Annotated in this window: 24 protein-coding genes and 1 pseudogene; 15 read left to right on the forward strand and 10 right to left on the reverse strand. The window is 52.2% G+C overall.

The annotated features are described in order from the left end of the window. Positions 1 to 111: pseudogene (locus PPL9_RS34595) on the reverse strand (enoyl-CoA hydratase); the annotation flags it as partial. 79 nt (positions 112 to 190) lie between these two features. On the opposite strand from PPL9_RS34595, the gene PPL9_RS30320 reads away from it, so the two are divergent. After that, entirely contained in the window at positions 191 to 772 is a 582-nt protein-coding gene (locus PPL9_RS30320; protein ID WP_057466212.1) for a TetR/AcrR family transcriptional regulator, read from the forward strand. A 53-nt stretch (positions 773 to 825) separates the two neighbouring features. Here PPL9_RS30320 and PPL9_RS30325 read toward each other — a convergent pair whose 3' ends face one another. Beyond that, positions 826 to 1,779 carry an alpha/beta fold hydrolase gene (locus tag PPL9_RS30325; protein WP_057466213.1) on the reverse strand — a complete coding sequence of 318 codons (954 nt, stop codon included), beginning with the start codon at positions 1,777 to 1,779 and terminating at the stop codon, positions 826 to 828. 258 nt (positions 1,780 to 2,037) lie between these two features. Between PPL9_RS30325 and PPL9_RS30330 the strand changes: the two genes are divergently transcribed. Then, on the forward strand, positions 2,038 to 2,490 hold the full coding sequence (locus PPL9_RS30330) for a type II toxin-antitoxin system RatA family toxin (protein WP_082597188.1): 453 nt from the start codon (positions 2,038 to 2,040) through the stop codon (positions 2,488 to 2,490). Positions 2,491 to 2,583: 93 nt separating this feature from the next. Here PPL9_RS30330 and PPL9_RS30335 read toward each other — a convergent pair whose 3' ends face one another. The 4 genes from PPL9_RS30335 to PPL9_RS30350 form a co-directional block, all read right to left on the reverse strand. After that, positions 2,584 to 3,036: an NUDIX hydrolase gene (locus tag PPL9_RS30335; protein ID WP_057466214.1), complete on the reverse strand. Its 453-nt coding sequence runs from the start codon at positions 3,034 to 3,036 to the stop codon at positions 2,584 to 2,586. A 130-nt stretch (positions 3,037 to 3,166) separates the two neighbouring features. Continuing rightward, complete coding sequence (locus PPL9_RS30340) at positions 3,167 to 3,679, reverse strand: hypothetical protein (RefSeq protein WP_208980785.1); 513 nt, start codon at positions 3,677 to 3,679, stop codon at positions 3,167 to 3,169. A 116-nt stretch (positions 3,680 to 3,795) separates the two neighbouring features. Beyond that, on the reverse strand, positions 3,796 to 4,296 hold the full coding sequence (locus tag PPL9_RS30345) for a CinA family protein (protein ID WP_057466216.1): 501 nt from the start codon (positions 4,294 to 4,296) through the stop codon (positions 3,796 to 3,798). Positions 4,297 to 4,327: 31 nt separating this feature from the next. Next, the gene (locus PPL9_RS30350) at positions 4,328 to 5,542 is read right to left on the reverse strand and encodes a bifunctional 2-C-methyl-D-erythritol 4-phosphate cytidylyltransferase/2-C-methyl-D-erythritol 2,4-cyclodiphosphate synthase (RefSeq protein ID WP_208989735.1); all 1,215 of its coding nucleotides are present in this window, start codon (positions 5,540 to 5,542) and stop codon (positions 4,328 to 4,330) included. A gap of 226 nt (positions 5,543 to 5,768) precedes the next feature. Between PPL9_RS30350 and dusB the strand changes: the two genes are divergently transcribed. The 3 genes from dusB to ntrC are packed head-to-tail and all read left to right on the forward strand — an operon-like array spanning position 5,769 to position 9,356. Next, positions 5,769 to 6,764, forward strand: a complete 996-nt coding sequence (dusB, locus tag PPL9_RS30355) for a tRNA dihydrouridine synthase DusB (RefSeq protein ID WP_057466217.1) — start codon at positions 5,769 to 5,771, stop codon at positions 6,762 to 6,764. Further along, a complete protein-coding gene (locus tag PPL9_RS30360; protein ID WP_082597189.1) occupies positions 6,764 to 7,912 on the forward strand; it encodes a nitrogen regulation protein NR(II) in 1,149 nt (382 codons plus the stop codon). The genes dusB and PPL9_RS30360 overlap by 1 nt, the downstream gene beginning before the upstream one ends. Before the next feature lie 4 nt (positions 7,913 to 7,916). After that, a complete protein-coding gene (gene ntrC, locus PPL9_RS30365; RefSeq protein WP_057466218.1) occupies positions 7,917 to 9,356 on the forward strand; it encodes a nitrogen regulation protein NR(I) in 1,440 nt (479 codons plus the stop codon). 91 nt (positions 9,357 to 9,447) lie between these two features. Here ntrC and PPL9_RS30370 read toward each other — a convergent pair whose 3' ends face one another. Further along, entirely contained in the window at positions 9,448 to 10,398 is a 951-nt protein-coding gene (locus PPL9_RS30370; protein ID WP_057466219.1) for a hypothetical protein, read from the reverse strand. Between the two features lie 273 nt (positions 10,399 to 10,671). On the opposite strand from PPL9_RS30370, the gene PPL9_RS30375 reads away from it, so the two are divergent. The 8 genes from PPL9_RS30375 to PPL9_RS33965 all read left to right on the forward strand — a co-directional run bounded on the left by PPL9_RS30375 (position 10,672) and on the right by PPL9_RS33965 (position 19,906). After that, positions 10,672 to 12,909 carry a PAS domain-containing sensor histidine kinase gene (locus PPL9_RS30375; protein WP_057466221.1) on the forward strand — a complete coding sequence of 746 codons (2,238 nt, stop codon included), beginning with the start codon at positions 10,672 to 10,674 and terminating at the stop codon, positions 12,907 to 12,909. 18 nt (positions 12,910 to 12,927) lie between these two features. Next, entirely contained in the window at positions 12,928 to 14,295 is a 1,368-nt protein-coding gene (locus PPL9_RS30380) for a sigma-54 dependent transcriptional regulator (RefSeq protein ID WP_057466222.1), read from the forward strand. Between the two features lie 35 nt (positions 14,296 to 14,330). Then, the gene (gene trkA / locus PPL9_RS30385; protein ID WP_057466224.1) at positions 14,331 to 15,707 is read left to right on the forward strand and encodes a Trk system potassium transporter TrkA; all 1,377 of its coding nucleotides are present in this window, start codon (positions 14,331 to 14,333) and stop codon (positions 15,705 to 15,707) included. A 327-nt stretch (positions 15,708 to 16,034) separates the two neighbouring features. Beyond that, entirely contained in the window at positions 16,035 to 16,913 is an 879-nt protein-coding gene (locus tag PPL9_RS30390; RefSeq protein WP_057466225.1) for a D-amino-acid transaminase, read from the forward strand. A gap of 164 nt (positions 16,914 to 17,077) precedes the next feature. Next, positions 17,078 to 17,335 (forward strand): RNA chaperone Hfq, encoded by a 258-nt coding sequence (gene hfq, locus PPL9_RS30395; RefSeq protein WP_008546823.1) that lies wholly within the window; start codon positions 17,078 to 17,080, stop codon positions 17,333 to 17,335. Beyond that, the gene (gene hflX / locus PPL9_RS30400; RefSeq protein ID WP_057466227.1) at positions 17,335 to 18,810 is read left to right on the forward strand and encodes a GTPase HflX; all 1,476 of its coding nucleotides are present in this window, start codon (positions 17,335 to 17,337) and stop codon (positions 18,808 to 18,810) included. The genes hfq and hflX overlap by 1 nt, the downstream gene beginning before the upstream one ends. Before the next feature lie 115 nt (positions 18,811 to 18,925). After that, complete coding sequence (locus PPL9_RS30405) at positions 18,926 to 19,258, forward strand: hypothetical protein (protein WP_057466228.1); 333 nt, start codon at positions 18,926 to 18,928, stop codon at positions 19,256 to 19,258. A 315-nt stretch (positions 19,259 to 19,573) separates the two neighbouring features. Then, positions 19,574 to 19,906, forward strand: coding sequence for a hypothetical protein (locus tag PPL9_RS33965; protein WP_244273510.1), 333 nt, complete (start codon positions 19,574 to 19,576; stop codon positions 19,904 to 19,906). A 52-nt stretch (positions 19,907 to 19,958) separates the two neighbouring features. Here PPL9_RS33965 and mazG read toward each other — a convergent pair whose 3' ends face one another. Both mazG and PPL9_RS30420 read right to left on the reverse strand, forming a co-directional pair. After that, the gene (mazG, locus tag PPL9_RS30415; protein WP_057466230.1) at positions 19,959 to 20,792 is read right to left on the reverse strand and encodes a nucleoside triphosphate pyrophosphohydrolase; all 834 of its coding nucleotides are present in this window, start codon (positions 20,790 to 20,792) and stop codon (positions 19,959 to 19,961) included. A gap of 235 nt (positions 20,793 to 21,027) precedes the next feature. After that, entirely contained in the window at positions 21,028 to 22,389 is a 1,362-nt protein-coding gene (locus PPL9_RS30420; RefSeq protein ID WP_057466231.1) for an aspartate aminotransferase family protein, read from the reverse strand. A 311-nt stretch (positions 22,390 to 22,700) separates the two neighbouring features. Between PPL9_RS30420 and arfB the strand changes: the two genes are divergently transcribed. Next, positions 22,701 to 23,135: an alternative ribosome rescue aminoacyl-tRNA hydrolase ArfB gene (gene arfB, locus PPL9_RS30425; RefSeq protein WP_057466233.1), complete on the forward strand. Its 435-nt coding sequence runs from the start codon at positions 22,701 to 22,703 to the stop codon at positions 23,133 to 23,135. A 226-nt stretch (positions 23,136 to 23,361) separates the two neighbouring features. Next, positions 23,362 to 24,216 carry a methyltransferase domain-containing protein gene (locus PPL9_RS30430; protein ID WP_057466234.1) on the forward strand — a complete coding sequence of 285 codons (855 nt, stop codon included), beginning with the start codon at positions 23,362 to 23,364 and terminating at the stop codon, positions 24,214 to 24,216. Positions 24,217 to 24,323: 107 nt separating this feature from the next. On the opposite strand, the gene PPL9_RS30435 is transcribed toward PPL9_RS30430, so the two are convergent. Next, the coding region (locus PPL9_RS30435) for a type II 3-dehydroquinate dehydratase (protein WP_057466235.1) at positions 24,324 to 24,685 on the reverse strand (362 nt) is incomplete at its 5' end.

The raw sequence follows: 24,685 nt of genomic DNA on the forward strand, positions 1-24,685 counted from the left end.
ATCCAGAAGGCGGTCGTTGGTCTGGTAGTTCAGTGCGTTGAGTTTTTGCGGGCGGTTTAGGGTGAGCAGTGCAATGCGATCTCTGACTTCAAAGAGAACGAGCTTTTTCATGGTGTTTCCCTCATTTCAAGCTGGATTGACTCAAGGGTAGGAGTGCTGCACTCTTCAGTAAACTCACTGGTTAGTATACATGGCTCAGAAAACTCAGCGGACGACCCGCGATCGCATCTTAGATGCTGCAAACAAGTTGTTTTACGGTGAGGGCATTCGTGCCGTTAGTGTGGACGCTGTTGCCGAGAAAGCAGGTATCACCAAGAAGACGCTCTATTACCATTTCAAAAGTAAAGATGATCTGGTGACTGAGTACCTGATCTCCCGGGACCAACCCAATCTGGAAGCATTTGCGACGTGGTTTGATGAGGCGGAGGGGAGTGCTGCGGACAGGACTGCTGCAATTTTTCTGCGTGTTGCATCAAACGCCCGGCACCCGAAATGGAAGGGATGCGGTTTCATTCGCACAGCTGCGGAACTGGCTAATATGCCGGGGCATCCGGCTGTTGTGGTGGGGGCAAAGCACAAGAAGGCGTTTGAGGCTTGGCTGGCAGAGCGTTATACGCTTGCCGGACTGATGGAGCCTGAGGTTCTGGCACGCCGTGTGGTGTTGCTGATGGAGGGGGCCTTTTCCACCATGCTTATTCATCGTGATCCTGCTTATGCTGAGGAGGCAGCTGATACGGCAAAGTGTCTTGTCGAGTTACAAGATAAGTCTTAGTTGGCTTTAGTGTGTGAGCGCCTCACCACGATGGGAGGCGCTTCTTTAGGAGCTTAGCTGGTTGCCAACGCTCTGGTGGTGCTCATGTTCTGCAGCCATGTGGTGATGTAGGACAGGCTTTCCTCCCAATTGTCTTCCAGCATGATGTCGTGTCCGGCATGGGGCACGATTTTATGCGTTGCCTCATAGAGGGCAGAAGAGTGCAGAGAGCGGTTGAAGGGGATGATGGCGTCTTCGCTGGCCGTGAGCCATAGTTTGGGTGTTTCATCATCCAGCGGGGGAAACCATTGCGGCGGGCGATGTTGCAGGTGCACGACGTCGGATTCTGGCCCAAGCTGGCTCTGAATGTACTGGGCAACCGGGTTCGAGCGATCTGCAAGGAACCATTTTGCCACGGTTTTGGGTGATCTGAACTGGAACTTGTATCCCAAAAGAGGTGACAGCGCTGTTCCAAGCCAGTCGATGGACATGGCGTTTTTCAGGCAGTCTTGCATAACGTCAATGGCGGTCCATGAGGCGACAAAAACAGCTGCTTTTAGCCCGCCGACATACTTCAGATACCACTGCACCAAAGCACCGCCCATGCTGTGGCCGATCAGAACGGCTGGCTGGTCATGGCGGGTAACCTCCTCCTGCACAAATCGGAGGTAATAGCCCAGTGTGGCTTCTGCTGTGGGGCGCTGTTCTGGTGAGTGACCGTGGCCGGGCAGGCTGATGGCGACACTCTCCCAGCCGGATTCTGCGAGTTTTTCCTGATAGTTCTTCCAGCACCATGCGCCATGCCACATGCCGTGGATGAAGATGAGCGGGGTTTTGTGCCGGGCTTGATGGGGGATGTATCTGATGCGTTCAATCCCGCCTTCGACCACTGTGATTTGATGGTATTTGGCGGTTTCTTCGCGGCTGATGACCTGTACAGGGCTATCTGCAAGAGTATTAGTGGTTTTAATGTAATCTTCTTCTCCGCCTTCTTTGGCGAGGTGGGAAATTTTAAAAGGACTAAGCATTGGGTTTGCTTTCAAAAAGAGCTAAGTATTAGCGCATAGTGTAGAATTGAGTTTTGAGTACTGACCAGAGTTTTGAGAATGAAACGGTTGCGTTAGATCGTCGCGGTATAATTGCGACTTGAAAATTTCTGATGCTTTTGGCTCACAGGGGCCTGCTTGATGAGAGAAAACCTGAAAATTTTCTTGGCAAATCAAAAAAGGTCGCTTAGAGCATCCTGAAGAATTTTTGAAAAACTAGAAGAAAAAGAACGCGAGCATATGCCGTCTTTCGAAAGCACACACCGGGTTCAGCACAGTGCTGATGATATGTTTGATCTGGTTGCAGATGTGGAGCAGTACCCTCAGTTTGTGCCGTTATGTCAAGCATTGCGTGTGCGCGGACGTAGGAAGATTGATGACCACCGTGAGATGATGGTGGCGGATATGACTGTGGCTTACAAAGTTTTCAAAGAGACATTTGCCAGCCGTGTGACCCTTGATCGTGAGGCGAGTAAAATTACAGTTGAGTATCTGGATGGCCCGTTTCGCCATCTGGAAAATGTCTGGAGCTTCGATCCGGTTTCTGAAAAGGAATGCGATGTGAGCTTCTATATCAATTATGAGTTCAAGAGCCGAACACTCGGCACCATGATGGGTGCCATGTTCGACCGCGCCTTCCGCAAATTCTCCAGTGCCTTTGAAGACCGCGCCGACAAAATCTACGGCACCTAAAAATCTGAAGACTGATGTCCGCTAAAATTGGGCGCACTTAGATAATCTCAATATATTCCATAATCATAAGGGTAACTCATATTCTTGTGTGGGCTATCGCAGGATCTCCAGGTGTTGCTTTAATCCTGCAGGGAAGAGGTCAACGCCGTTTGGGGTGAGTTCTTCGGGATCGAACCAGTGGGCGGTGATTTCCGTTCCGCTGTCTTCCAGAAATGTGATCGTTTCCTGCGTGGTAAAGGCATTTGGCGGGAACGTTACATTTGCGATGAACAGAATTTCGTGGCCTGTCTGGCCTTCGTGTTCATAGATGTTTTCCATGACAACGGGATCGCCAGAGATTGTGACCTGGATGTTCAGTTCTTCTTTGAACTCTCTGATCAGAGCAGTCTTCCAATCTTCTCCAAGCTCAACAGTGCCGCCAAGAGGGCGGACGCCTTTGAGGTTGCCTGCGTCATCATAGACTTCTGCTGCCAGCAGGCGATTGTTGCGCCAGTGCAGGCCGAGAGATTTCACCCTGATCGTTTGTGCTGGTCGCCAAATATGCATTTCGCCGCTGCTCCTTCATGCAAAATATTCATGTACAAAGAGCAGCCGAATAAAGTGCATTGGTGCTGATCAGTCGGTTGTTTTCAGGTCTTCCGGCATTTCATTGGCTGAAAGACCTCGGAGAAACGGCTTAATTCTTGTCGCGATTGTTCAGGAACTGGCTCAGGCGGGAGCCTCTCTTCTCGTAGTTTTTGGTAATTTCGGCTTCAGCCTGCTCTGGGGTAAGGCCGTTGCGCATGACGAAGGTGCGCCGGATTGCCTGAAAGCGGTTGGTGAGTTCCTTGTCCGGATCACCATGCTCCATGGTCTTTTCAAGAGAAGCGTAAATGCCGACGTCTTTGAGGTTCAACTGTGTGGTTGGTTTGGTGCACAGAACCACCCAGCCATAGCCCTGGTTTACTTCAAGGCGGATCTTGTGGCCAAGCTGTTCTTCCCATTTTGTCCAGGCAACAGAGTAGGGGCGAACCCAATAGGACTGGCCGCACAGGCGCAGCTCCTTATAGCCACCGCGTGGCATTTTCTGCACTTCGTGAGAGCCGATGAACTCGTCATCGAACCCTCGTGAAATGAGGAATACATCTGATGCCGCATAAGCTGAGGTGCTTAAGCACATGCCTAAAAACAAACTAGCAATATATCTCATGGGTATACCGTGACATTCCGTTGTAAATTTAAAACAGATTTTATCTAAGTTTTCTTAGAATGTCATAAGGTAGTAGTGCCTACCCGGTACTCTTTTAACGAGAAGGTAAATTTCGATTAGCTAGTTTCAATAAAATTTTCTAATAATTTTAATGCTTGTACCAGCGCCTGAAAGCGTATTCCCTCGCGTCCGGTGTTCTCGAAGAGGCATTGGACGTGCTTGGTTTCCTCTTGGTCAGCTGCAAAGCCAAAGTGGACAAGTCCGACAGGTTTGTCTTTGGTGCCACCGTCTGGTCCGGCGATGCCCGTGATGGAAACGGCCACGTTGGCATTGGAGCAAAACAGGGCGCCGCTTGCCATGGCTTTGGCAACTTCGCTGCTGACCGCGCCGTAGCTCATGAGCAGGTCAACGGGGACGCCGATCATCTCATGCTTGGCTTCGTTGGAGTAGGTGACGAAGCCACGATCAAGCACAGCAGAGGAGCCGGGCACTTCTGTCAGCAGGCCTGCGAGCAGGCCGCCGGTGCAGCTTTCTGCCGTGGTGATCCTGATCTCTTTTTCAGCGTATCTGGAGACGAGAACGCGTGCTCTTTCCTTAAGGCTGAGGATGTCGGTCATGGTTCTCTCTCCCTTGTTTTGGTGGCTTCGTTTAATCTTCAAACGGAAGCCGGATGGTTGCGCAGGCTTGCGCTGCAATGCCTTCCTGGCGACCGGTGAAGCCCAGCTTTTCGGAGGTGGTTGCTTTCACAGCCACGCGGCCAATGGGTAAATCGCAGATCTGTGCGATCTGTTTGCGCATTTCTTCCCGGTGTGGGCCGATTTTCGGAGCTTCACAGATCAGCGTTAAATCCAAGTGTGCGATCATGCCGCCGCGCTTGTGAATCCGGTCTATTGCGTATTTCAGGAACTGGTCAGAGGCCGCACCTTTCCACTGCATATCAGAGGGTGGGAAGTGCGAGCCAATGTCGCCATCTGCCAGTGCGCCGAAGATGGCATCCGTCAGGGCGTGGAGGCCAACGTCCGCGTCGGAATGGCCTTTGAGTTTTTGGGTGTGCGGGATGGAAATGCCACCGAGAATGACGGCGTCTCCGTCTTCAAATGCGTGCACGTCGTAGCCGGTTCCAACGCGAATGTCGCCAAGGTCTGCGAGTTGTTTCATGGCGATCTGTTCCTGTGCGTTCGTCATGTCTTTGAGTGTGGTGAGCTTGATGTTTTGCGGGTCGCCTGTCGTGATGGTGACAGGTTTGCCTTGCCATTCGATGAGTGCCGTATCATCGGTAAAGCTGTCGATATTCTCATTGGTCGCTTGCTGATGAGCTGCCCAAATGAGCGGATACGGGAAGGCTTGCGGTGTTTGTGCGGCCCACAGGTGGGTGCGATCGACGGTTTCCAGAACTTGCTGGTTTGCGTCTGCCCGCTTTAACGTGTCTGCCACTGGCACAGCTGGTAGTGCTGCTTGTGCGCCGTTTTGCAGGGCCGTGATCGCGTCTTCTATCACCGCTGGTGTGATGAAAGGGCGGGCAGCGTCGTGGATCAGAACGTAGTCCGGAGTGTGTTGTTCCAGCGCTTTCAAACCACATGCGACAGATGCCTGACGGGTGGCTCCGCCCGTGACGGGCCTGATCAGGCGATTGTCAGTCAGTGAGCTTGCGGCCTCTTGATAGGCCTCGCCGTCTTCTGCGTGGATAACAGGCAGTACCAGATCCACCTGCGAGGAGGACAAAATTGCTTCCAGTGTTCTTTGCAGAACAGTCTTTCCGCCAAGGTCCCGGTATTGCTTCGGGCTGCTGTCATTTTGCGTGGACATGCGTGAACCGCGTCCGGCTGCAACTATGATGCATGCAATTTTTTCAGTGGACTGCAAAACTGGATCACCTGCTTTGAGTGTGAACTGCGTCCTCAGAGTGTGAGGTGGCGGCTCTTAGAAACTGTGTTGGTGAGGGTTTTGCTCGATTTAAGAGCGAAGCTCAACACTTCAATCTCTTCTCTTTAATATTCCCTTGCCTAAATTTTTAGTTTGGTTAGAGTATGTGCAACTTCATATGCTGCTTATCAAATGTGCAACTGGGCTCTTTCAAGAAATATGCGTAATGCTGACGATAGGTAATATCCCTCTCAAAAACAAAGTTATTCTTGCGCCAATGTCCGGCGTTTCGGATTTGCCATTCCGTCGTATCGCTTTGCGCTATGGCGTGGGTTTGGTGGTGAGTGAAATGGTTGCCAGTGAAGCGCTGTGTACCGGTCATCCAGAATCGCTGATGCGGGCTGAAGGTGAGGGGATCGATCCTCACATCGCGCAGCTGGCAGGTAAAGATCCTCACTGGATGGGCGAGGGCGCGCGCATGGCTGAAAAAGCCGGTGCGGATGTGATTGACATCAACATGGGCTGTCCTGCGAAAAAGGTTACTTCTGGCTATTCCGGTTCTGCTCTCATGAAAGATCTGGACCATGCCATGACGCTGGTTGAGGCGACGCTGGAGGCTGTGTCTGTTCCGGTGACGTTAAAGATGCGCCTGGGCTGGGATGAGACTTCCATTAATGCGCCGGAGCTTGCCAAACGGGCGGTGGATGCAGGTGTGCAGATGATCACCGTGCATGGTCGTACGCGCTCTCAGTTTTACAAGGGCAAGGCGGACTGGCGGGCTATCCGGCAGGTGCGGGATGTTGTTCCGGACGTGCCGCTGGTGGCCAATGGCGATTGTTGCAAGTTTGAGGATGCCGACGAGATGCTGGCGCAATCTGGTGCTGATCTGGTGATGGTTGGCCGTGGTGCTTATGGCCGGCCGTGGGTGCCGGGGCGGATTGCACATTATCTGGAAACGGGTGAACGGCTTGCTGACCCACACGGGGAAGAACTGGCCGCGCTTGTTGTGGAGCACTACGACGCCATGCTGGAGCAATACGGCTTTGAGATCGGCGTGCGGGCCTTCCGCAAGCATATGGGCTGGTATCTGGAAGCTGCGGGACGGCTTGATGATGCGCCGCAAGGATTTATGCGAGGGCTTATGACCAGTCTGGATGCTGATCTGGTGCGGAACACCCTTTATGACTGGTTTGTTCAAGTTCCGATGAGGAGTGCTGCCTGATGTTGGAGACGGGAGGAGATACTCTGACAGAAGCCGAGGCTGGTTTGGGTAAAGGCGTGCCGGGACAGGCCGTTTTGGATTCTCTGCCGCACCCTGTTGTGGTGGTTGGAGGAGATGACAAGATTGTTGGGGCAAACAGTGCGGCGGAAGACTTTTTCCATGCCAGTTTGTCGATGTTGAAGCGCCGTGAGGTGTCCTGGTTTGTGCCGTTTGGCAGCCCACTGCTGGGTTTGATTGCACAGGTGCGTGAACGTGGCGGTGCGGTCAACGAGTATAAGGTGGACATTGGGACACCGCGCATTGGGCAGGAGAAACTGGTAGATATTCACGCTTCTCCTTTAAGTGATGCTCCGGGCGGTGTTGTGCTGCTGTTTCAGGAGCGCACCATGGCGGAGAAGCTGGATAAACAGCTGACCAGCCGCGGTGCTGCGCGTACCGTGACGGGCCTTGCTGCCATGCTGGCCCATGAGATCAAAAACCCGCTTTCTGGTATTCGTGGTGCGGCTCAGCTGTTGGAGCAGTCAGCCAGTGAAGATGATCGCACTTTGACCCGTCTCATCATGGAGGAGACGGACCGGATCGTGAAGCTGGTGGACCGGATGGAAGTTTTTTCTGATGAGCGCCCGATTGATCGCGAGCCGGTGAATATTCACGTGGTGCTTGATCATGTGAAACGTGTTGCGGAAAATGGCTTTGCCTCCAAAGTGCGGATCGTTGAGGATTATGACCCCTCCCTGCCGCCCGTCTATGCCAACCGCGACCAGTTGGTGCAGATCTTTATCAATCTGATCAAAAACGCGAGCGAAGCGCTGAGCGGCGTGAACGAGCCGGAGATTGTTGTCTCCACGGCCTTCCGTCCCGGTGTGCGTTTGTCTGTGCCCGGCGTGCAGGAGCGTGTGAGCTTGCCGCTTGAGTTTTGTGTGCGCGACAACGGCTATGGTGTGCCGGAAGATCTGCGCCCGCATCTGTTTGACCCGTTTATTACGACAAAGACGAATGGCTCTGGCCTTGGGCTGGCGCTGGTTGCCAAGATCGTGGGTGATCATGGCGGCGTGGTGGAGTGCGAGAGCGGCAATCGGGGCACGACCTTCCGCATTCTGATGCCTGCCTTTACCGGGCCTGACGTACATTCTGGAATTGAGGACTAAGAGTATGCCGAGTGGAACCATTCTTGTTGCTGACGACGATTCTGCGATCCGTACCGTTCTCAATCAGGCTCTGTCTCGTGCAGGGTATACTGTTCGGCTGACATCCAACGCCACCACGTTGTGGCGCTGGGTGAGTTCAGGCGAGGGGGATCTGGTGATCTCTGATGTGGTGATGCCGGATGAGAACGCGTTTGATGTGCTGCCGCGTATCCGCAAGCTGCGTCCGGAACTTCCTGTGATCATCATGAGTGCGCAAAACACCTTCATGACGGCGATTAAGGCCTCTGAGCAAGGGGCTTATGAGTATCTGCCCAAGCCGTTTGATCTGAAAGAGCTGACAGGCATTGTAGGCCGCGCGCTCGCTGAGCCTAAAGGGCGGCAGTTTGATATGAGCGGCGAGGGGAATGACAATATTCCACTTGTGGGTCGTTCTCCTGCCATGCAGGAAATCTACCGCGTGCTTGCCCGTTTGATGCAGACTGATCTGACCGTGATGATCAACGGTGAAAGTGGCACTGGTAAAGAGGTTGTTGCGCGGGCGCTGCATGATTATGGCAAACGCCGGAATGGTCCGTTTGTTGCGGTCAACATGGCGGCGATCCCAAAGGATCTGATTGAGTCTGAGCTGTTTGGGCATGAGAAGGGCTCGTTTACTGGCGCTCAGGCGCGCTCTTCTGGCCGGTTTGAGCAGGCCGATGGTGGTACGCTGCTGCTGGATGAAATCGGTGATATGCCGATGGAAGCGCAGACCCGTTTGCTGCGCGTGTTGCAGCAGGGCGAGTATACCTCTGTTGGTGGTCGCACGCCGATCCAGACCGATGTGCGGATTATTGCTGCGACCAACAAAGACCTGCGCCAGCTGATTAATCAGGGTCTGTTCCGTGAAGATTTGTACTTCCGATTGAATGTTGTGCCAATCCGCCTTCCGCCTTTGCGGGAGCGGACTGAGGATATTCCTGATCTTGTGCGCCACTTCTTCTCTATCGCAGAGAGTGAAGGATTGCCTGCAAAGCAGATTGAGGTGGCTGCGCTTGATAAGCTGCGCCGTTATCGCTGGCCGGGCAACGTACGTGAGTTGGAAAACCTTGTGCGCCGTCTGGCAGCGCTCTATCCGCAAGATGACATTACGGCCAGCTTGATCGATCTGGAACTTTCTCAGCCTTCTACGGCTGTGAATGACATGGATGCGCCGTCTGTTCAGGATCTGGGTGGGTCTGTGGAGCGGTATCTGGGCGATTACTTCGGCGGGTTTGGTGAAGACCTACCGCCTCCAGGCCTTTATCACCGTATCCTGCGTGAGGTGGAGTACCCCTTGATCAGTGCCGTGCTGGCAGCCACGCGCGGTAACCAGATCAAGGCCGCTGAACTTTTAGGTGTGAACCGCAACACGCTGCGCAAGAAAATCCGCGATCTGGACGTTCAGGTGATCCGTAGCTCCAGATAATCGATTCTAGGTGACCTTGATCTTAAAAATGGCGCTATTCCTAGCGCCATTTTGCGTTTTGTGCTCTAGACGAGAGCGTGATCTCATAAGCTTAAGGAGTTTCGACACTATAAAAGCGCATGATGTACTCTGGATCTGTCATGGAACCACGAAGAGAAATGCTTGGTTCTTTAATGCAGTCGAGATCAGAGTTAAAGAAGCGACCTGAAAATCTAATTCGTTGATTTTTGCTCAGTTCTGCAACTTGGGAGAACAGAGGTGATGAGGGATCAATCAGTGTGTCATCGCCAATATCAGAGAATGCATTGTTCCAGGTCTTGACGGTGACGCCGTCAGCCAAGCGGATACTAATTACGCCCAGTCCATCTGAGTTGGAGGTGAGCTGTTCAAGCTGACCTACCCAGTTATTTACTTCAAGACTGGAGAGTACTGCACAAACATTCTCTTTTCGTTTGGATCTTGTTCCGCCCTGTGCCAGTTCGTTTTTTGCTGCACGGAAACTTGCAGTCGCATTTTGCACGGCAGTCACAAACTGTGTTTGCTCAGCAGGTATTGCAAAAAAAGCTTCTTTCTTCAGATGTTGTGCGTAAGCATCTGCGGTGTCAAAGCCAGTTTTCTTTGCTGCTTCAAACTCCTCAAGGCTTGCAAAACCTGCTTCTTTGGCTTTCTTTGTGTTTTGTACTAGCTGCTTCGCGCGTTCTTCTTTTTCTTTTTCTGCTTTAGCCTTGGCAACAGCCTCAGCCTTTGCTTTTTCTTCTGCAAGCGCTTTCGCTTTGATTGGGGCATACTCTTCAGGTGAGGTAATCCCAAGTTCTTTCGCGTGCCTAAAGTCTTTCAGGTTCTCAAAACCAGCTTCTTGAGCAGCTTGGTTATGCTCAGTATCAAGTTGCGATCCGGCGACACCCAGTACTGCAAAGCCAATGACAAAAGGTATCAGTGCCTTTTTGCGCGATGAAATTCCTATAAATTTGAGTGGAATTATGAGTGAAATCAAACCAGCCACAAGCAATAAGAGGCCGAGGAGTGCAAGTGCCACAAACATGGAAACCTACCTATATCATTGAAAATACGGTGAAACGTGGCGCGACTATCAGTCGAATTTTATGAAATTACAAGTTTAGATTGTGATAAATTAGGGGGTAGGAAGATTGGGTGAATTGAGCTCATCTAAAACTGCAGGTCTCGTGAAACTCTTTAGTTTTCCCCATCAAGAGTGTGACTAATAAAACCCATTGTCGCATTTTGGCAACAATTCGTGCTAATAGTCTGTTTCCAATATTAATAAAGTTATCGCAGGTGCGCAGGTTCGCGTTTCATGATTTTCAAGTCAAAAGCAGAAGAACATACCCCAAAGCTTGATGCGAAAGGCCGCAAGTCTCGCATGTTTGGCCTTTCCGTGGTGTTGCTGGCGCTGTGTTCCATTGGGGTTTCCTTTCTGGTGCTGATGGGCGTGACGCCTATCGTTCCTTCTGAAACGGTTGTTTACATTGCGCTTGGCTTTAACGGCGCACTGGTGTTCCTGCTTATCGGCTTGATCATCTTTGAGCTTGTGAAACTGTTGCAGGCGCGGCGCCGTGGGCGTGCTGCGGCCCGGCTGCATGTGCGCATTGTGACTATGTTCTCGCTGGTGGCTGCACTGCCTGCGTTTATTGTTGCTGTGGTGGCAACGATTACGCTGGATCAGGGGCTTGATCGCTGGTTTGAGACAAGAACGCGCAATATCATCACCAACGCCCAGTCGGTTGCGGCCGCTTATGTTCAGGAGCACGGAAACTCGCTGCGGTCCACGCTGATTGGCATGGCCAGTGATGTGGATCTGAACCGTAACTCTTATTTTTATGACCCCACTCGGTTTGACCGCTTTTTTGAGACCCAGACCTGGGTTCGCGGATTGCTGGGGGCATATGTTCTGAAAAATGATGGCACCGTCGTGATGCGCGTGTTGCGCGATCCGAAGGTGGAGCCTTTGCTGCCGCCGCAAGTGGCGATGAACCAGGCTAAAGACGGGGCTCCGGTTCTTATTGCGCCGGGTGTTTCCAACCTTGTGGGCGGCGTGATTAAGCTGTCTGCTTTTGATGATCTTTATCTTTATGTGACCCGTGCGCTTGATCCTCGGGTGGTTGAATATCAGCGTCTGGCGGAAGCTGGTGTCAATGAATATGCGGAGCTGGAACAGCGACGCTTTGGTGTTCAGCTGGCGTTTGCCCTTGTTTACGTTGGTGTTGCGCTCGTTTTGTTGCTCTCCTCCATCTGGGTGGGCTTTGGGTTTGCCAACCAGCTTGTGCTGCCAATTCGTAATCTTATTGGTGCTGCAGATCAGGTTTCCAAAGGCAATTATTATGTTGAGGTTGAAGCTGCGAAAGCCAGTGGTGACCTTGAGAGCCTTGGTCGGACCTTCAACAATATGACGGGTCAGCTGCGTGGGCAGCGGGATGCGCTGCTGGCTGCAAATGACCAGATTGACCGACGTCGTCGCTTCAGCGAAGCCGTGCTGTCCGGGGTGTCCTCTGGCGTTATCGGGATTGATGATGAGGGCGATGTGACCATGGTCAATCGCTCGGCAACACGACTTCTCAGTCAGGATGAAAACGAGCTTCTGGAAAAACCGATCTACGACAATCTTCCAGAGGTGCAAGAGGTTGTGTCGAAAGCGCTTGAAGAAAGCTCCAGTGGCTCACAGGTGGCGCAGGTTGCCATTATGCGTAAGGGGCGTGAGCGCACTGTGAATGTGCGTGTGACGACTGAAGAGGCGACCCGTTCTGAGCATGGTTTTGTGGTGACGCTGGACGACATCACAGACCTTGTTGCAGCTCAACGTAACTCAGCCTGGGCGGATGTTGCCCGCCGTATTGCGCATGAGATTAAGAACCCGCTGACACCGATCCAGCTTTCTGCTGAGCGTATCCGTCGCCGCTATGGCAAGCGTATTGAAGATGATGACCGTAAGGTGTTTGACCAGTGCGTGGATACGATCATTCGTCAGGTGGGGGATATTGGCCGTATGGTTGATGAGTTCTCTTCGTTTGCGCGTATGCCGAAGCCAAAGATGGAAGAGGCTGATCTGCGCTCCGTGGTACGCGAGTCCACCTTTATGGTGTCTGTTGCCAATTCTCAGGTTCATTTTGAAACCGATGTGCCGGATGAGGCTGTACGGGCAACATTTGACAGCCGTCTGGTTGGGCAGGCTGTTGGTAATGTGATCAAGAATGCGTCGGAGGCTGTTGAGGCTTATCTGGCGAGCGAAGAAAACCCGGAGCAGGGCTCTGTTCTGGTGAAACTTTATAGGGAAGGTCCGGTTCTCACGATTGATGTGATTGATAACGGGATTGGCCTTCCAACTGAGCACCGCACGCGGCTTTTGGAGCCGTATATGACGACCCGCGAAAAGGGCACCGGCCTTGGGCTCGCGATTGTGCGGAAAATTATGGAAGATCATGGGGGTGGAATTGAACTGCTGGATGCGCCATCTGTTGCCGAGGGCGGGCATGGTGCCATGGTTCGGCTGACTTTGCGCAGTTTTGATGTTCCTTCCTTCACTGAAAATGTAACGTAAGAATGGTGGTGATAAGCCGTGGCAAGTGACATTCTGATTGTTGATGATGAAGCAGATATTCGTGAGCTGATCGCCGGAATTTTAGAGGATGACGGCTATAATACCCGCACCGCTGGCAACAGTGATGCGGCGTTGGCTGCGATTGCGGACCGTCGTCCTTCTCTGATTATTCTTGATATCTGGCTCATGGGCAGCAAGCTTGACGGGCTTGAAGTGCTTGAGGTGATCAAGAAAGAAAACCCTGATCTGCCTGTTGTGATCATTTCTGGTCACGGCAACGTGGAGACAGCGGTTTCTGCGATCAAAAAAGGCGCCTACGATTACATCGAGAAGCCGTTTAAGGCAGACAAGCTGGTTTTGATCACCGAGCGCGCGCTGGAAGCTTCTTCCATGAAGCGCGAGATCAAGGAACTGAAGCAGCGTGCTGGCGACGTTTCCAATCTGGTGGGCAGTTCGTCCTCCATTAACAACCTGCGCATGACGATTGAGCGTATTTGTCTGACCAACAGCCGTGTGATGATCACCGGGCCGTCTGGTTCTGGCAAGGAGACCGTTGCGCGGACGATCCATGAAGCGTCTCCTCGCTCCAAATCACCGTTTGTGGTGCTTTCTGCGGCGAATATCACACCGGAGCGGATGGAAGAGGAGCTCTTCGGCATTGAAGAGACTGACACCACACCGCGCAAGGTGGGCGCGCTTGAAGAGGCGCATGGCGGGACCATCTATCTTGATGAGATTGCCGACATGCCGCTGGAGACGCAGAATAAAATTCTGCGTGTGCTGGTGGATCAGACCTTCACCCGTCTGGGTGGCCACAACAAAGTGAAGGTGGATGTGCGTCTCTTGTCTTCCAGTGGCTACAATCTGGAAAACAGGATTGCGGAAGGCTTGTTCCGTGAGGACCTTTATCACCGTCTGGCTGTTGTGCCGCTGCGTGTGCCTGCGCTTGAAGAGCGGCGTGAGGATATTCCTCAGCTGATCCATTTCTTCATGAAGCAGATTTCCAACTCCACCGGCCTGCCAATGCGCCGGATTGGTGAGGATGCGATGGCCGTGCTGCAAACGCATGACTGGCCGGGGAACCTGCGCCAGCTGCGCAACAATGTTGAACGTTTGATGATCCTGACACGGGCTGACTCAGAAGCTGTGATTACAGCGGATCTTCTGCCTGCTGAGGTGGCGTCGACTGTGCCGAGCATGCCGGGATCTTCTGGCGGTGAAGAGTTGATGTCCTTGCCACTTCGTGAAGCACGGGAACAGTTTGAGCGTGAATATCTGCAAGCACAGGTTAAGCGTTTTGGCGGTAATATCTCGCGTACCTCTGAATATATTGGTATGGAACGGTCAGCATTGCACCGAAAGCTCAAGTCTCTTGGTCTCACCTGATTGGTGAGCTTTGAGGTGGAGCAAAGGACTGAATTATGAAGGTTGTAATTTGTGGCGCCGGACAGGTTGGGTACGGCATTGCCGAAAAACTTGCAGCGGAGCAGAACGACGTTTCTGTGATTGATACCAGCCCACAGCTGGTTCATGCCATTCGTGACACACTGGATGTGCGCGGCTTTATTGGCCATGGTGCGCATCCGGATGTGTTGGCGCAGGCTGGTGCTGATCAGGCTGATATGATTATTGCCGTGACCTTGTATGACGAGATCAACATGGTTGCGTGTCAGGTGGCACACTCTTTGTTTAACGTGCCGATCAAGGTTTCGCGTGTGCGTGCGCAAAGCTATTTGCAGTCCCATTACCGCAATCTGTTTTCGCGCGATAACATGCCAATTGACGTGATCATTTCTCCTGAAATCGAAGTGGGTGAGATGATCCTAAGGCGCTTGTCGCTGCCAGGTGCCATGGAAACGGTGCGCTTTGCGGATGATAACATGATCATCGTCGGGATCGACTGTGGTGGTGATTGTCCGGTGCTGGATACGCCACTGCGCCAGTTGACCGAGTTGTTCCCGGATCTGTCAGCCGTGGTTGTTGGTATCGCACGTGAAGGCAAGGTCTTTGTTCCGCACAGCTCCGATATGATGCGGGAAGGGGATTTGGTTTATGTGTGCTGTGAGCGTGGTCAGGTGCGTCGTACGCTGAGCATCTTCGGTCATGAAGAACCTGAGGCCAAGCGTGTTCTTATTGCTGGTGGTGGTAACATTGGTGCTTACGTTGCTCGCCGTCTTGAGGAAAAGCAAAGCAGAACCAAAGTAAAAATTATCGAGCATTCGCGTGATCGCGCTATTCGTATTGCGGATGAACTGCGCAGAACTGTGGTGTTGCATGGCAGTGCGCTGGATCAGGTGATGTTGCAGGAAGCGGATGTCGAAGATTCCGACATGATGGTGGCGCTGACCAATGAGGATGAGGTGAACATCCTGTCCTGCGTTATGGCCAAGAAAATGGGCTGTGAGCGGAACCTTTCCTTGCTGAACAACACCAGTTATCCTGCTTTTGCGCATGCTTTGGGCATTGATGCCTTTGTGAACCCGCGTCAGGTGACGATTTCCAAGATTTTGCAGCATGTGCGCCGTGGTCGTATTCGGGCAGTTCATGCGCTGCAAAACGGTGCTGCTGAGGTGATTGAGGCTGAGGCGCTGGATACTTCGCCGCTCGTTGGTCGTCCCCTACGTGAGGTTGAGCTTGCTGAAGGCATTCGCATCGGTGGAATTTTACGTGATGGCAAGGTGGTGACACCGTGCGGTGATGAGCGTATCCAGGCCCATGACCGCGTTGTGATTTTTGCTATTGCAGACAAGGTGCGTCAGGTGGAGCAGATGTTCCGCGTGTCACTGGAGTTCTTCTAGAGCCAGTTTTGCTACATGGTTCCGGCGCTCTTGTATGAAAGTGCCGGAACATCAATCCGTTAAGCCTGAAACGCGAGTGTTCGCGACTGGCCAGCAGAGGTGTCGTGGCCTTTGTTTTTTCTTCCCGTCTATAAACCTGTGATTTTAAGTATTTCTGGCTTAAACGCCCGGATAGCAGGTTGGTTTTATCTTCCCAAAACGGAAGCTCAGGTTTTCTCAGTGATCCCACCCGGAAATATCTAGTTTTATCTGCTGTTAGCCACTTGATAGTATTCAGTAAATGCCCTTAGATGTAACCTATTGAATGTTCCTGAACAGGAGAGGCTGATGAGCCGTGTTGCCTACGTAAATGGACAATATGTGCCACATTCTCATGCAGCCGTGCATGTGGAGGACCGGGGCTACCAGTTCTCTGATGGCGTTTATGAGGTGTGTGAGGTCTGGAGAGGCCAGATTGTGGACATGAGCGCCCATCTGGACCGGCTGGATCGGTCGCTGAGTGAGCTGCAGATTTCTGGCCCTATGTCACGCGGAGCCTTGACGCGGGTGATGAAGGAAGTGATTTCGCTCAACCGGGTGAAGAACGGCTTGATCTACATGCAGGTTACGCGCGGCGTGGCTTCGCGCGACCATTATTTCCCGCCAGCTGGGACTCCACCGTCTATTGTGATGACTGCAAAATCGGTGCCGTCACACAAAATGGACCAAATTGCGGCCAAGGGTGTTGGCGTCATTACGGTAGAAGAGAATCGTTGGGATCGGGTCGATATCAAGACTGTTGGTCTTTTGCCTAATGTCCTTGCTAAACAAAAGGCTAAGGAGTCCGGTGCCCGCGAAGCATGGTTTGTGGATAAAAAAGGCCTGATAACTGAAGGCGGTTCAACCAATGCTTGGATAATTCTAAAGAACGGCACTTTGGTGACGCGACCTGCTACCCACGGAATCTTAAAAGGAATTACCAGAGCGGGCGTTCTAAAATTGGCGGAAATAAAAGGATTTTCCGTAGAAGAACGCGGTTTTTCTCTGGAAGAGGCAAAAAGTGCGCAAGAGGCATTTTTAACAAGTGCATCGGGGCTTGTCATGCCCGTCGTGAATGTAAATGGAACAATTTTGGGTGATGGTAAGCCCGGTCCAATCGTTCAAGACTTAAGAAAATCATTCCATGAAGCGTCAGAGTTGATTAAACTGACGGTTGCCGGGGGTTAAGTGCCTCCGGTGTTTGCTGAAGGGAACTTAGGAAAGACGGCGCACCTTATTAGTGTTGGGGCATCTCTCTTGTGTTTGTGAGTGTCACTTGGCCGTTTCGAGGATGGGAACAGTAAATGGTGGATGCCGCGGCCGTGTCCACTGAGAACAGGAAAAAAATAGTTATGGCTGACCGCGCTCAAAATCTTCAAGATACATTTTTAAATCATGTCAGGAAGCAGAAGACGCCACTGACAATCTTTTTGATCAATGGTGTAAAACTGCAAGGCGTAGTTACTTGGTTCGATAATTTCTGCGTATTATTGCGTCGTGACGGGCACTCCCAGCTCGTTTACAAGCACGCTATCTCAACAATCATGCCAAATAGCCCTATACAGCTGTTCGAACCAGCTGAAGAAGAAGGCGAAAAAGCAGGAGGCTGATGAAGCCCCAATCTAAAAAAGAGGCCGGTCTGAACCGCAAGCAACGCGATGCGAATGTTGAGGCCGGCGAAGACGAAGTGACCCGGGGAACCCGGTCACTCGTCATCGTACCGATCATTCAAAGCAGAGCTCTGGCGAGAGGGAAAGGTGCTCCTGAGCGCCCCTTTGGAGCCGAGCGTAGCCCCCAAGCTAGACTGGAAGAAGCTGTTGGACTAGCAGCTGCAATCGAGTTGGAGATTGTCTCCTCAAGTCTGGTGCGATTGGCAAATGTAAAACCGGGAAGTCTGTTCGGCTCAGGCAAAGTGGAAGAAATCCGCTTGCGTATTGATGTCGAAGAGATTGAGCTGGTTGTTGTTGATCATCCGCTCACCCCAATCCAGCAGAGAAATCTGGAACGAGACTGGAACACCAAGGTTATTGACCGGACGGGTCTTATTCTGGAGATTTTCGGTGAACGTGCACAGACCAAGGAAGGTCGCCTGCAGGTCGAGCTCGCTCACCTGAGTTGGCAGAAATCCCGTCTGGTGCGGTCCTGGACCCACCTTGAGCGTCAGCGCGGCGGTCTTGGTTTTGTTGGTGGCCCGGGTGAGACCCAGATTGAGGCCGACAGGCGTATCATTCAGGATCGTATCACGCTGCTGAAAGGTCATCTGGAGCAGGTTCAGCGCACCCGTAAGCTTCACCGTAAAGCACGTAAGAAAGTGCCGCATCCGGTCATCGCTTTTGTTGGCTACACCAATGCGGGCAAATCTACGCTGTTTAACCGCATGACCAATGCGGAGGTGTTTGCCAAGGATCTGCTGTTTGCGACGCTTGATCCTACGCTTCGCCGTTTGAAGCTGCCGCATGGCCGTGAGGTCATTCTGTCTGACACGGTGGGTTTCATTTCCGAGTTGCCGCACAATCTGGTTGCTGCCTTTAGGGCAACGCTGGAAGAGGTTATTCAGGCTGATATTGTGCTTCATGTGCGCGATATTGCTCATGAGGACACCAAGGCGCAGTCTCAGGATGTGAATGAAACGCTTGAGATGCTTGGTCTTAAAGTGTCTGAGAGTGATCGTGTCATTGAGGTCTATAACAAGATCGACATGCTGGACGAGGCACATCGCGCCAAGTTGCTGGAAAGTAACTCGGTTGATGAGGGACCGGTTGCGGTTTCTGCGCTGAGTGGTGATGGGATCGAAGATCTGATTGCCCGCATCGAGACGCGTCTGGCTGAGCAGCTGGATACCGTGACGATGATCCTGCCACACAGCGACGGGCAGGGGCATGCATGGCTCTATCAGAACTGCGAGATCCTTTCGCGCGACGATACAGAGGACGGCATTCGCTTGTCTGTTCGCGTCCCTGATGCACATCGATCTCGCGTCCGGGAACGTTTCGCGAAATACTTCGTGACCGGGCTGGAGCTGGCTGAGGAGCCGACTTCAGAAGACGGTGAAGAGGATGACGACGGTGGTTACTCACCGATCTGATTAGCTTCGCCGATCTGATGAATACAGGAAAGCCCCGCTTGGATGAGTGGGGCTTTTTTGCTTGCAGGTTAATCTCAAGAACTGTGGGTATCAGCGTTTTACTAGTCGAGGTAGAATGTATAAAACTCAACCTTTAAGTGGAGCTTTCTTGCTAACTTCCAACTTTATGATTGAGATGCCGTCTGGAAAACGAATTCAGATTAGGATTGATAGAGGTACTCTCTTGCGGATTGCGGAAGAGGTAAGAGGAAGTGAAACTGCAATGGAGGCCTTAAGGGAAGGAAAGCGCCGACATCAAGAGGCGCACGCTAGAGGAGATATCTCCAGCCCAGAGCCTCCTGCGGAGTATGCTATCATCTATAAAATTATGAATAGCTATGATGTGCGCTATGCTGGGGCACTTGGTAGTGAGATTATTGGATATTTGCAGGAAACCTTGCTTCCGTGACTTAGCTTCGCAAGGGTATTAAGCTGAATGTGTGATGATATCCGCAGCTAATCTATACAGGAAACTTACGCCTCAGTTGATCGCCGAGATCAATCGTTACCTGCTTGTCAGAACCGAGATCCGAAGGGCCGACCTGTGTTTGCTGTTTGGCTCACACAGAAGTGCTGAGGCGCGGGTTCAGGTCACAGTGCAATTGTGGCGTGATGGGCTTGTTGGTCGAGTTCTGATTACTGGTGGTGAGTACACAGCGTCAGGGCAACTTGAGCACATGAGATGTGTGAGGCGCTTGTTGCTGGCGGAGTGCCAAGGCACCACATGATTTTGGAGACTCGTGCGACGAATACGGGTGAGAATGTAGCGTTCTCAATTGAGCGTTTGAAGGAGCTTGGGCTTTTTGAGGCTATTAGCTCCGTGATTGCCGTTGGTAGTGTGAGCGCGTCCCGTCGCTATTTGATGACGTTGGAGCGGCATTGGCCAGAGGTGATCAAGATGATTGCGCCTGCAAACAAGTATCCGGTGGATGTGGCGGATTGGCCTGCTCATCCGGAGTTTGCAGCTGAGGTGTTAGAGGAGTGGGGCAAGGTGCAGCCTTATCTTGAGGCTGGCTATCTGCGGGAACTGAATCCAAGCACGTGCCCGTTGCTCTAATGCGCGCGTTGCTGATCAGGCGAGGCGTTACCTGCTCGCCTGATGATATTCTTCAGCTTGCCGGATCAAACTTCTTGGCTGCTTGCCAGTGGGCCTCCATCTCGTCGAGGGAGAGGTCTTTAAGCGGGCGTTGTTCGGCTGTTGCTGCGTCTTCTATGTGGGCGAAGCGGCGGCGGAACTTGGCATTGGTGCGTTTGAGGGCGGCTTCTGGCTGGATTTCCAGATGACGAGCGAGGTTAGCGATGGCGAACAGCACGTCGCCGAGTTCGTCTTCGATTTTTCTGCGGTCTGGCGTGTTGGCTGTGACTTCAACGGTGAGTTCTTCCACTTCCTCTTTGATCTTGTCGAGGACGGGCTCTGCTGCGCCCCAGTCAAACCCAACTTTTGAGGCGCGGTGCTGGAGTTTTTCGGCTTCTGTCAGGGCTGGGAATGCGGATGGTACTTCATCCAGAAAGCGTGGCATCTGGTCAATGAGGCCCATTGCGGCGCGTTGTTGTTTGCGCTCCTGTTTTTCCTCTTCCTTGATGCGATCCCATGTGCCTTTCGGGAAGCCCGCTGCTATTTGCTCGTCATCTCCGAATACATGCGGGTGGCGGCGGATCATCTTTTTGGTGATGGCTTCTACCACGTCGCCAAAGGCGAAGGCGTCTTCTTCTTCGGCCATGCGAGAGTGGTAAATGACCTGAAGAAGCAGGTCTCCAAGTTCTTCTTTCAGGTCACTCAGGTCTTCACGCTCGATTGCATCGGCAACTTCATAGGCCTCTTCGATGGTGTAGGGCGAAATGGTTTTGAAGTTCTGCTCCAGATCCCAAGGGCAGCCGGTCTCAGGTGTTCTGAGGGCTTTCATGATTTCGATGAGGCGGGAAATGTCGCGGGAAGGTAGCATGGGAGTCCTGATGCATGAGAGCTTTTGTAATTCGGGCGGCACATTATCAGCCTCGTGGTTTCATGGCGAGGGGCTTTGTTGTGCATGCTGGGATATGTGGTGAATTGCTGCTCAGGAACCGGTTAAAGTTAATAAGGATTAACTTTAGAATGTGCGTGTAAGTTGCTTATAACGTTGCGGTATGTAAAAAGAGGCGCCAGAGCGCCTCTTTGAAATTCCATGCTGAAACAGGAACTTAATCCAGATTCTTAAGGACGTCGCGTAATGTGTCAACCAGTACGTCGATCTCGCTTTCTGAGATGACGAGTGGTGGAGACATTGCGATTGTGTCGCCTGTGGTGCGGATGAGAATGTTCTTCTCATAAGCTTTCAGGAAGGCGGTGAATGCACGCTTGGTTGGCTCTCCTGCAATCGGCTCCAGCTCGATTGCGCCAATCAGGCCGATGTTGCGAATATCGATTACATTCGGGCAATCGCGCAGGGAGTGAAGGGCGTCCTGCCAATACGCTGCCATCTTGGCGCCGCGTGTGAGCAGCTCCTCTTCAGCGTAGACATCCAGCGTTGCCAGGGCAGCAGCACAGGCGAGTGGATGAGCTGAGTAGGTGTAGCCGTGGAACAGCTCGATCAGATGCTCAGGGCCGGTCATGAATGCGTCATAGACCTTGGAGCTGGCAAATACCGCACCCATTGGCACAACGCCGCTGGTGAGGCCTTTGGCTGTGGTGACGAGGTCCGGGATGACGTCAAAGTAATCGACACCGAACGGAGTGCCCAGACGGCCAAAGCCGGTAATGACTTCGTCGAAGATCAGCAGGATGCCATGCTCATCACAGATGTCGCGCAGGCGCTTCAGATAGCCTTCTGGTGGAAGGATCACACCAGCGGAGCCCGCAACCGGTTCCACAATCACTGCTGCAATGGTGGATGGGTCGTGGAGCTGGATGAGGCGCATGAGGTCTTCAGCGTACTCAATGCCGTTTTTCGGTACGCCCTTGCTGAACTCATTGCCTGCAATGCCATGGGTGTGACGTATATGGTCAACACCAGCGAGCATCGCACCAAACTGTTTGCGATTGGCAACCATGCCGCCGACAGAAATGCCGCCGAAATTGACGCCGTGATAGCCGCGTTCACGCCCAATCAGGCGGGTTCGTGAGCCTTCTCCCTTGGCCTTGTGGTAGGCCAGTGCCATTTTGAGGGCGGTTTCAACGCTCTCGGAACCGGAGTTGGTGTAGAACACGTGGTTCAATGGGTCTGGCATGAGTGCAGCAAGACGGGCAGCGAGCTCGAACGACTTGGGATGTGCCATCTGGAAGGCTGGTGCGTAATCCAGCTCGGCGACTTGCTTCTGCACAGCTTCGACGATCTTCTGGCGTCCGTGGCCAGCATTGCAGCACCACAAGCCTGCTGTACCGTCCAGAATCTGACGGCCATCGGCAGCGGTGTAATGCATGTCCTTGGCCTTCACGAGAAGGCGCGGATCTTTCTTGAACTGCCGGTTTGCCGTGAATGGCATCCAGTAGGCATCAAGGTTGTTTGTAGTCAGGCCGGTGATCTCTTGGATCTCGTCCCGCGCCAATATGTTAGTCTCTGTCATTTCCCCTCCAGTAACGCCTGAGACGAATATTGCTTGTTCGGCTGAGCGCCTTAATTATTTTACCCTCTGGCAGGATATGGATTCGAGACTAGGTAGAAGAACTGACTAAATCAAGCGATATCAAACATATACGTGCATTATACGTTCGCCTATACCTGCGGTGGAGCGTGGCTTTGTTGCGTAAAACTTTGCAAATCTGAGGGGCTGGTATTATAGCGTGCACTGTTGCTTTGCTGGTTGTTTTTTGACCAAAGAGTAAAATTTCTTATTTCAATCAATGCTATGCATGCGTGGTGTAACGGGCGGGCCAGATGAGTGAGCGCAAAAAAATAAAGGTGAATGAGCGCTACTCAATTGAGGAACGCGACATCAAAGAAGACTTCATCAGGGCGTCCGGACCGGGCGGTCAAAACGTGAATAAAGTGTCTTCTGCCGTGCAATTGCGATTCAATCTGGATGGAAATGCGACTCTTCCGGATGATTTAAAGACTCGTTTGCGCAAGATCGCAGGCTCACGCCTGACGCTGAAGGGCGAGGTCGTTTTGACGGCTGATCGCTTCCGTACGCAGGAGCGCAACCGAGAAGATGCGTTGGAGCGGTTGCTGGAGCTTATTCGCAAAGCAGCTTATGTGCCCAAAACGCGCAAAGCCACACGGCCAACGCTGGCCTCCAAGCGCCGGCGAATGGAAGGGAAGAAGCAGCGCGGCAACATCAAGAAGCTGCGTAGTTCCAAGAATTACGACTGATTTGGAGGCTTGGCTCCTCTGGTAAGGCCAATCGCCCATATGCTTATGAGTGCGAGGCTGAGCCTATCGCGCCCCACAGGACGAACCAAAAACAGCAGCGCATCCAAACTGTCTGACAAAAATACAAAGAGATATTTATCAAGCAACGTAAGTCTTCATCATGTTTTTTTTGATCTAGTCCTTTTATGAAAAACACCTTGTTTGCTTTAGGCAGAGGCATGTCACGATGATGAATATTAATTTCAATTCAGATGATGAAGACAACCCAATACATGCTGCGCTCAAGAAATTTTTGATCGACTGCCAGGTACAAGACCTTAAAGAGGCAGGCAAGACTGAAGAAGCTGAGCAGCTTGCTTTAAAAAATGTAGAGCAGGATTTAAGCGCTATCGAGCAAGAGCAGTTAGCATCTGGATCGAACGATGAGAATTACACACCTGACACAGTGCCTGAGCAGTGCGTGAGCAAGACTTTTGACAATTATGCAGACAACTTTGATCAGCACCTGACGAAACAGCTCAACTATGCGGTGCCTCAGATTATTCAGGAGATGGTCAGCAAGTTCACAGAGGGCAGGTTTAAACGCCTTTTGGATTTGGGGTGTGGTACTGGTTTGTGCACTGAGGTAATCGGCGATCTTGCACTGCATAAGACGGGAGTAGACCTTTCTGAAGGGATGCTTGAGAAAGCCGATCAGAAAAATCTTTATGACGATCTTTATTTGAATGATCTGACTGAATTCCTGCAGAACGACTGGGATGAACGCTGGGACTTAATCATCTCTGGCGATACATTTATTTATCTTGGGGCACTGGAGGAGGCTGTCGCTGGCCTTGCGAAGAACATTGAGCTTAATGGCAAGGTCATTTTCACAACAGAAACAGCCGCAGATGAGGCTTTTTCAGAAAAACCATATGTGATGAGCAATCGCGGAAGGTTTGCTCATTCTGCTGATTATCTACGCAAGGTGCTGGCGGATAATGGCTTTACACTTATTGAACTGGATGAAATTACGCCGCGTTTTGAGGATGGAAAACCTGTTCTGGGGCTTGTTGTTGTTGCACAGTATAACGGCAAGTGAACCCAGAGAGCACTTGAATTTCCTGAGTTCGCCCGATGAGGCAAAGCGGCTGCGCCGAACTGTTGCAAGCGTTTGATAAGCTCATACGCATCAACCGTCTACACTGCCTAGTCTTCTTCTTCCAAAATTCGAAGTGCGGCGTCCATGGCAAGTGTGTAGCCGTGCGCGCCGAGACCGCAGATCATTCCGTTTGCGACCTTGGAGATGTAGGAAGTGTGGCGGAACTCTTCTCGCTGGTGGATGTTTGATAGGTGGAGTTCGATCACCGGGCGTTCCACACTGGCGATTGCATCCATGATTGCAATTGAGGTGTGGGTATAAGCGCCTGCATTGAGCACGATTGCGGTCCGCGTCTGGCGGGTCTCGTGAATCCAGTCGATCAGCTCGCCTTCATGGTTGGATTGCTTACATTCTATGTCGAGGCCGAGCTGTTTTGCATGGGCGCGGCACTGATCTTCAATCTCTGCAA

The sequence above is a fragment of the Pseudovibrio sp. POLY-S9 genome, assembly GCF_001431305.1.
Taxonomy (GTDB): domain Bacteria; phylum Pseudomonadota; class Alphaproteobacteria; order Rhizobiales; family Stappiaceae; genus Pseudovibrio.

Bases quoted from the DNA above. Each gene is read 5' to 3' on its own strand.
- PPL9_RS30320 (WP_057466212.1), top strand. From the start codon at position 191: ATGGCTCAGAAAACTCAGCGGACGACCCGCGATCGCATCTTAGATGCT.
- PPL9_RS30325 (WP_057466213.1), bottom strand. From the start codon at position 1,779: ATGCTTAGTCCTTTTAAAATTTCCCACCTCGCCAAAGAAGGCGGAGAA.
- PPL9_RS30330 (WP_082597188.1), top strand. From the start codon at position 2,038: ATGCCGTCTTTCGAAAGCACACACCGGGTTCAGCACAGTGCTGATGAT.
- PPL9_RS30335 (WP_057466214.1), bottom strand. From the start codon at position 3,036: ATGCATATTTGGCGACCAGCACAAACGATCAGGGTGAAATCTCTCGGC.
- PPL9_RS30340 (WP_208980785.1), bottom strand. From the start codon at position 3,679: ATGAGATATATTGCTAGTTTGTTTTTAGGCATGTGCTTAAGCACCTCA.
- PPL9_RS30345 (WP_057466216.1), bottom strand. From the start codon at position 4,296: ATGACCGACATCCTCAGCCTTAAGGAAAGAGCACGCGTTCTCGTCTCC.
- dusB (WP_057466217.1), top strand. From the start codon at position 5,769: ATGCTGACGATAGGTAATATCCCTCTCAAAAACAAAGTTATTCTTGCG.
- PPL9_RS30360 (WP_082597189.1), top strand. From the start codon at position 6,764: ATGTTGGAGACGGGAGGAGATACTCTGACAGAAGCCGAGGCTGGTTTG.
- ntrC (WP_057466218.1), top strand. From the start codon at position 7,917: ATGCCGAGTGGAACCATTCTTGTTGCTGACGACGATTCTGCGATCCGT.
- PPL9_RS30370 (WP_057466219.1), bottom strand. From the start codon at position 10,398: ATGTTTGTGGCACTTGCACTCCTCGGCCTCTTATTGCTTGTGGCTGGT.
- PPL9_RS30375 (WP_057466221.1), top strand. From the start codon at position 10,672: ATGATTTTCAAGTCAAAAGCAGAAGAACATACCCCAAAGCTTGATGCG.
- trkA (WP_057466224.1), top strand. From the start codon at position 14,331: ATGAAGGTTGTAATTTGTGGCGCCGGACAGGTTGGGTACGGCATTGCC.
- PPL9_RS30390 (WP_057466225.1), top strand. From the start codon at position 16,035: ATGAGCCGTGTTGCCTACGTAAATGGACAATATGTGCCACATTCTCAT.
- hfq (WP_008546823.1), top strand. From the start codon at position 17,078: ATGGCTGACCGCGCTCAAAATCTTCAAGATACATTTTTAAATCATGTC.
- hflX (WP_057466227.1), top strand. From the start codon at position 17,335: ATGAAGCCCCAATCTAAAAAAGAGGCCGGTCTGAACCGCAAGCAACGC.
- PPL9_RS30405 (WP_057466228.1), top strand. From the start codon at position 18,926: ATGTATAAAACTCAACCTTTAAGTGGAGCTTTCTTGCTAACTTCCAAC.
- PPL9_RS33965 (WP_244273510.1), top strand. From the start codon at position 19,574: ATGATTTTGGAGACTCGTGCGACGAATACGGGTGAGAATGTAGCGTTC.
- mazG (WP_057466230.1), bottom strand. From the start codon at position 20,792: ATGCTACCTTCCCGCGACATTTCCCGCCTCATCGAAATCATGAAAGCC.
- PPL9_RS30420 (WP_057466231.1), bottom strand. From the start codon at position 22,389: ATGACAGAGACTAACATATTGGCGCGGGACGAGATCCAAGAGATCACC.
- arfB (WP_057466233.1), top strand. From the start codon at position 22,701: ATGAGTGAGCGCAAAAAAATAAAGGTGAATGAGCGCTACTCAATTGAG.
- PPL9_RS30430 (WP_057466234.1), top strand. From the start codon at position 23,362: ATGATGAATATTAATTTCAATTCAGATGATGAAGACAACCCAATACAT.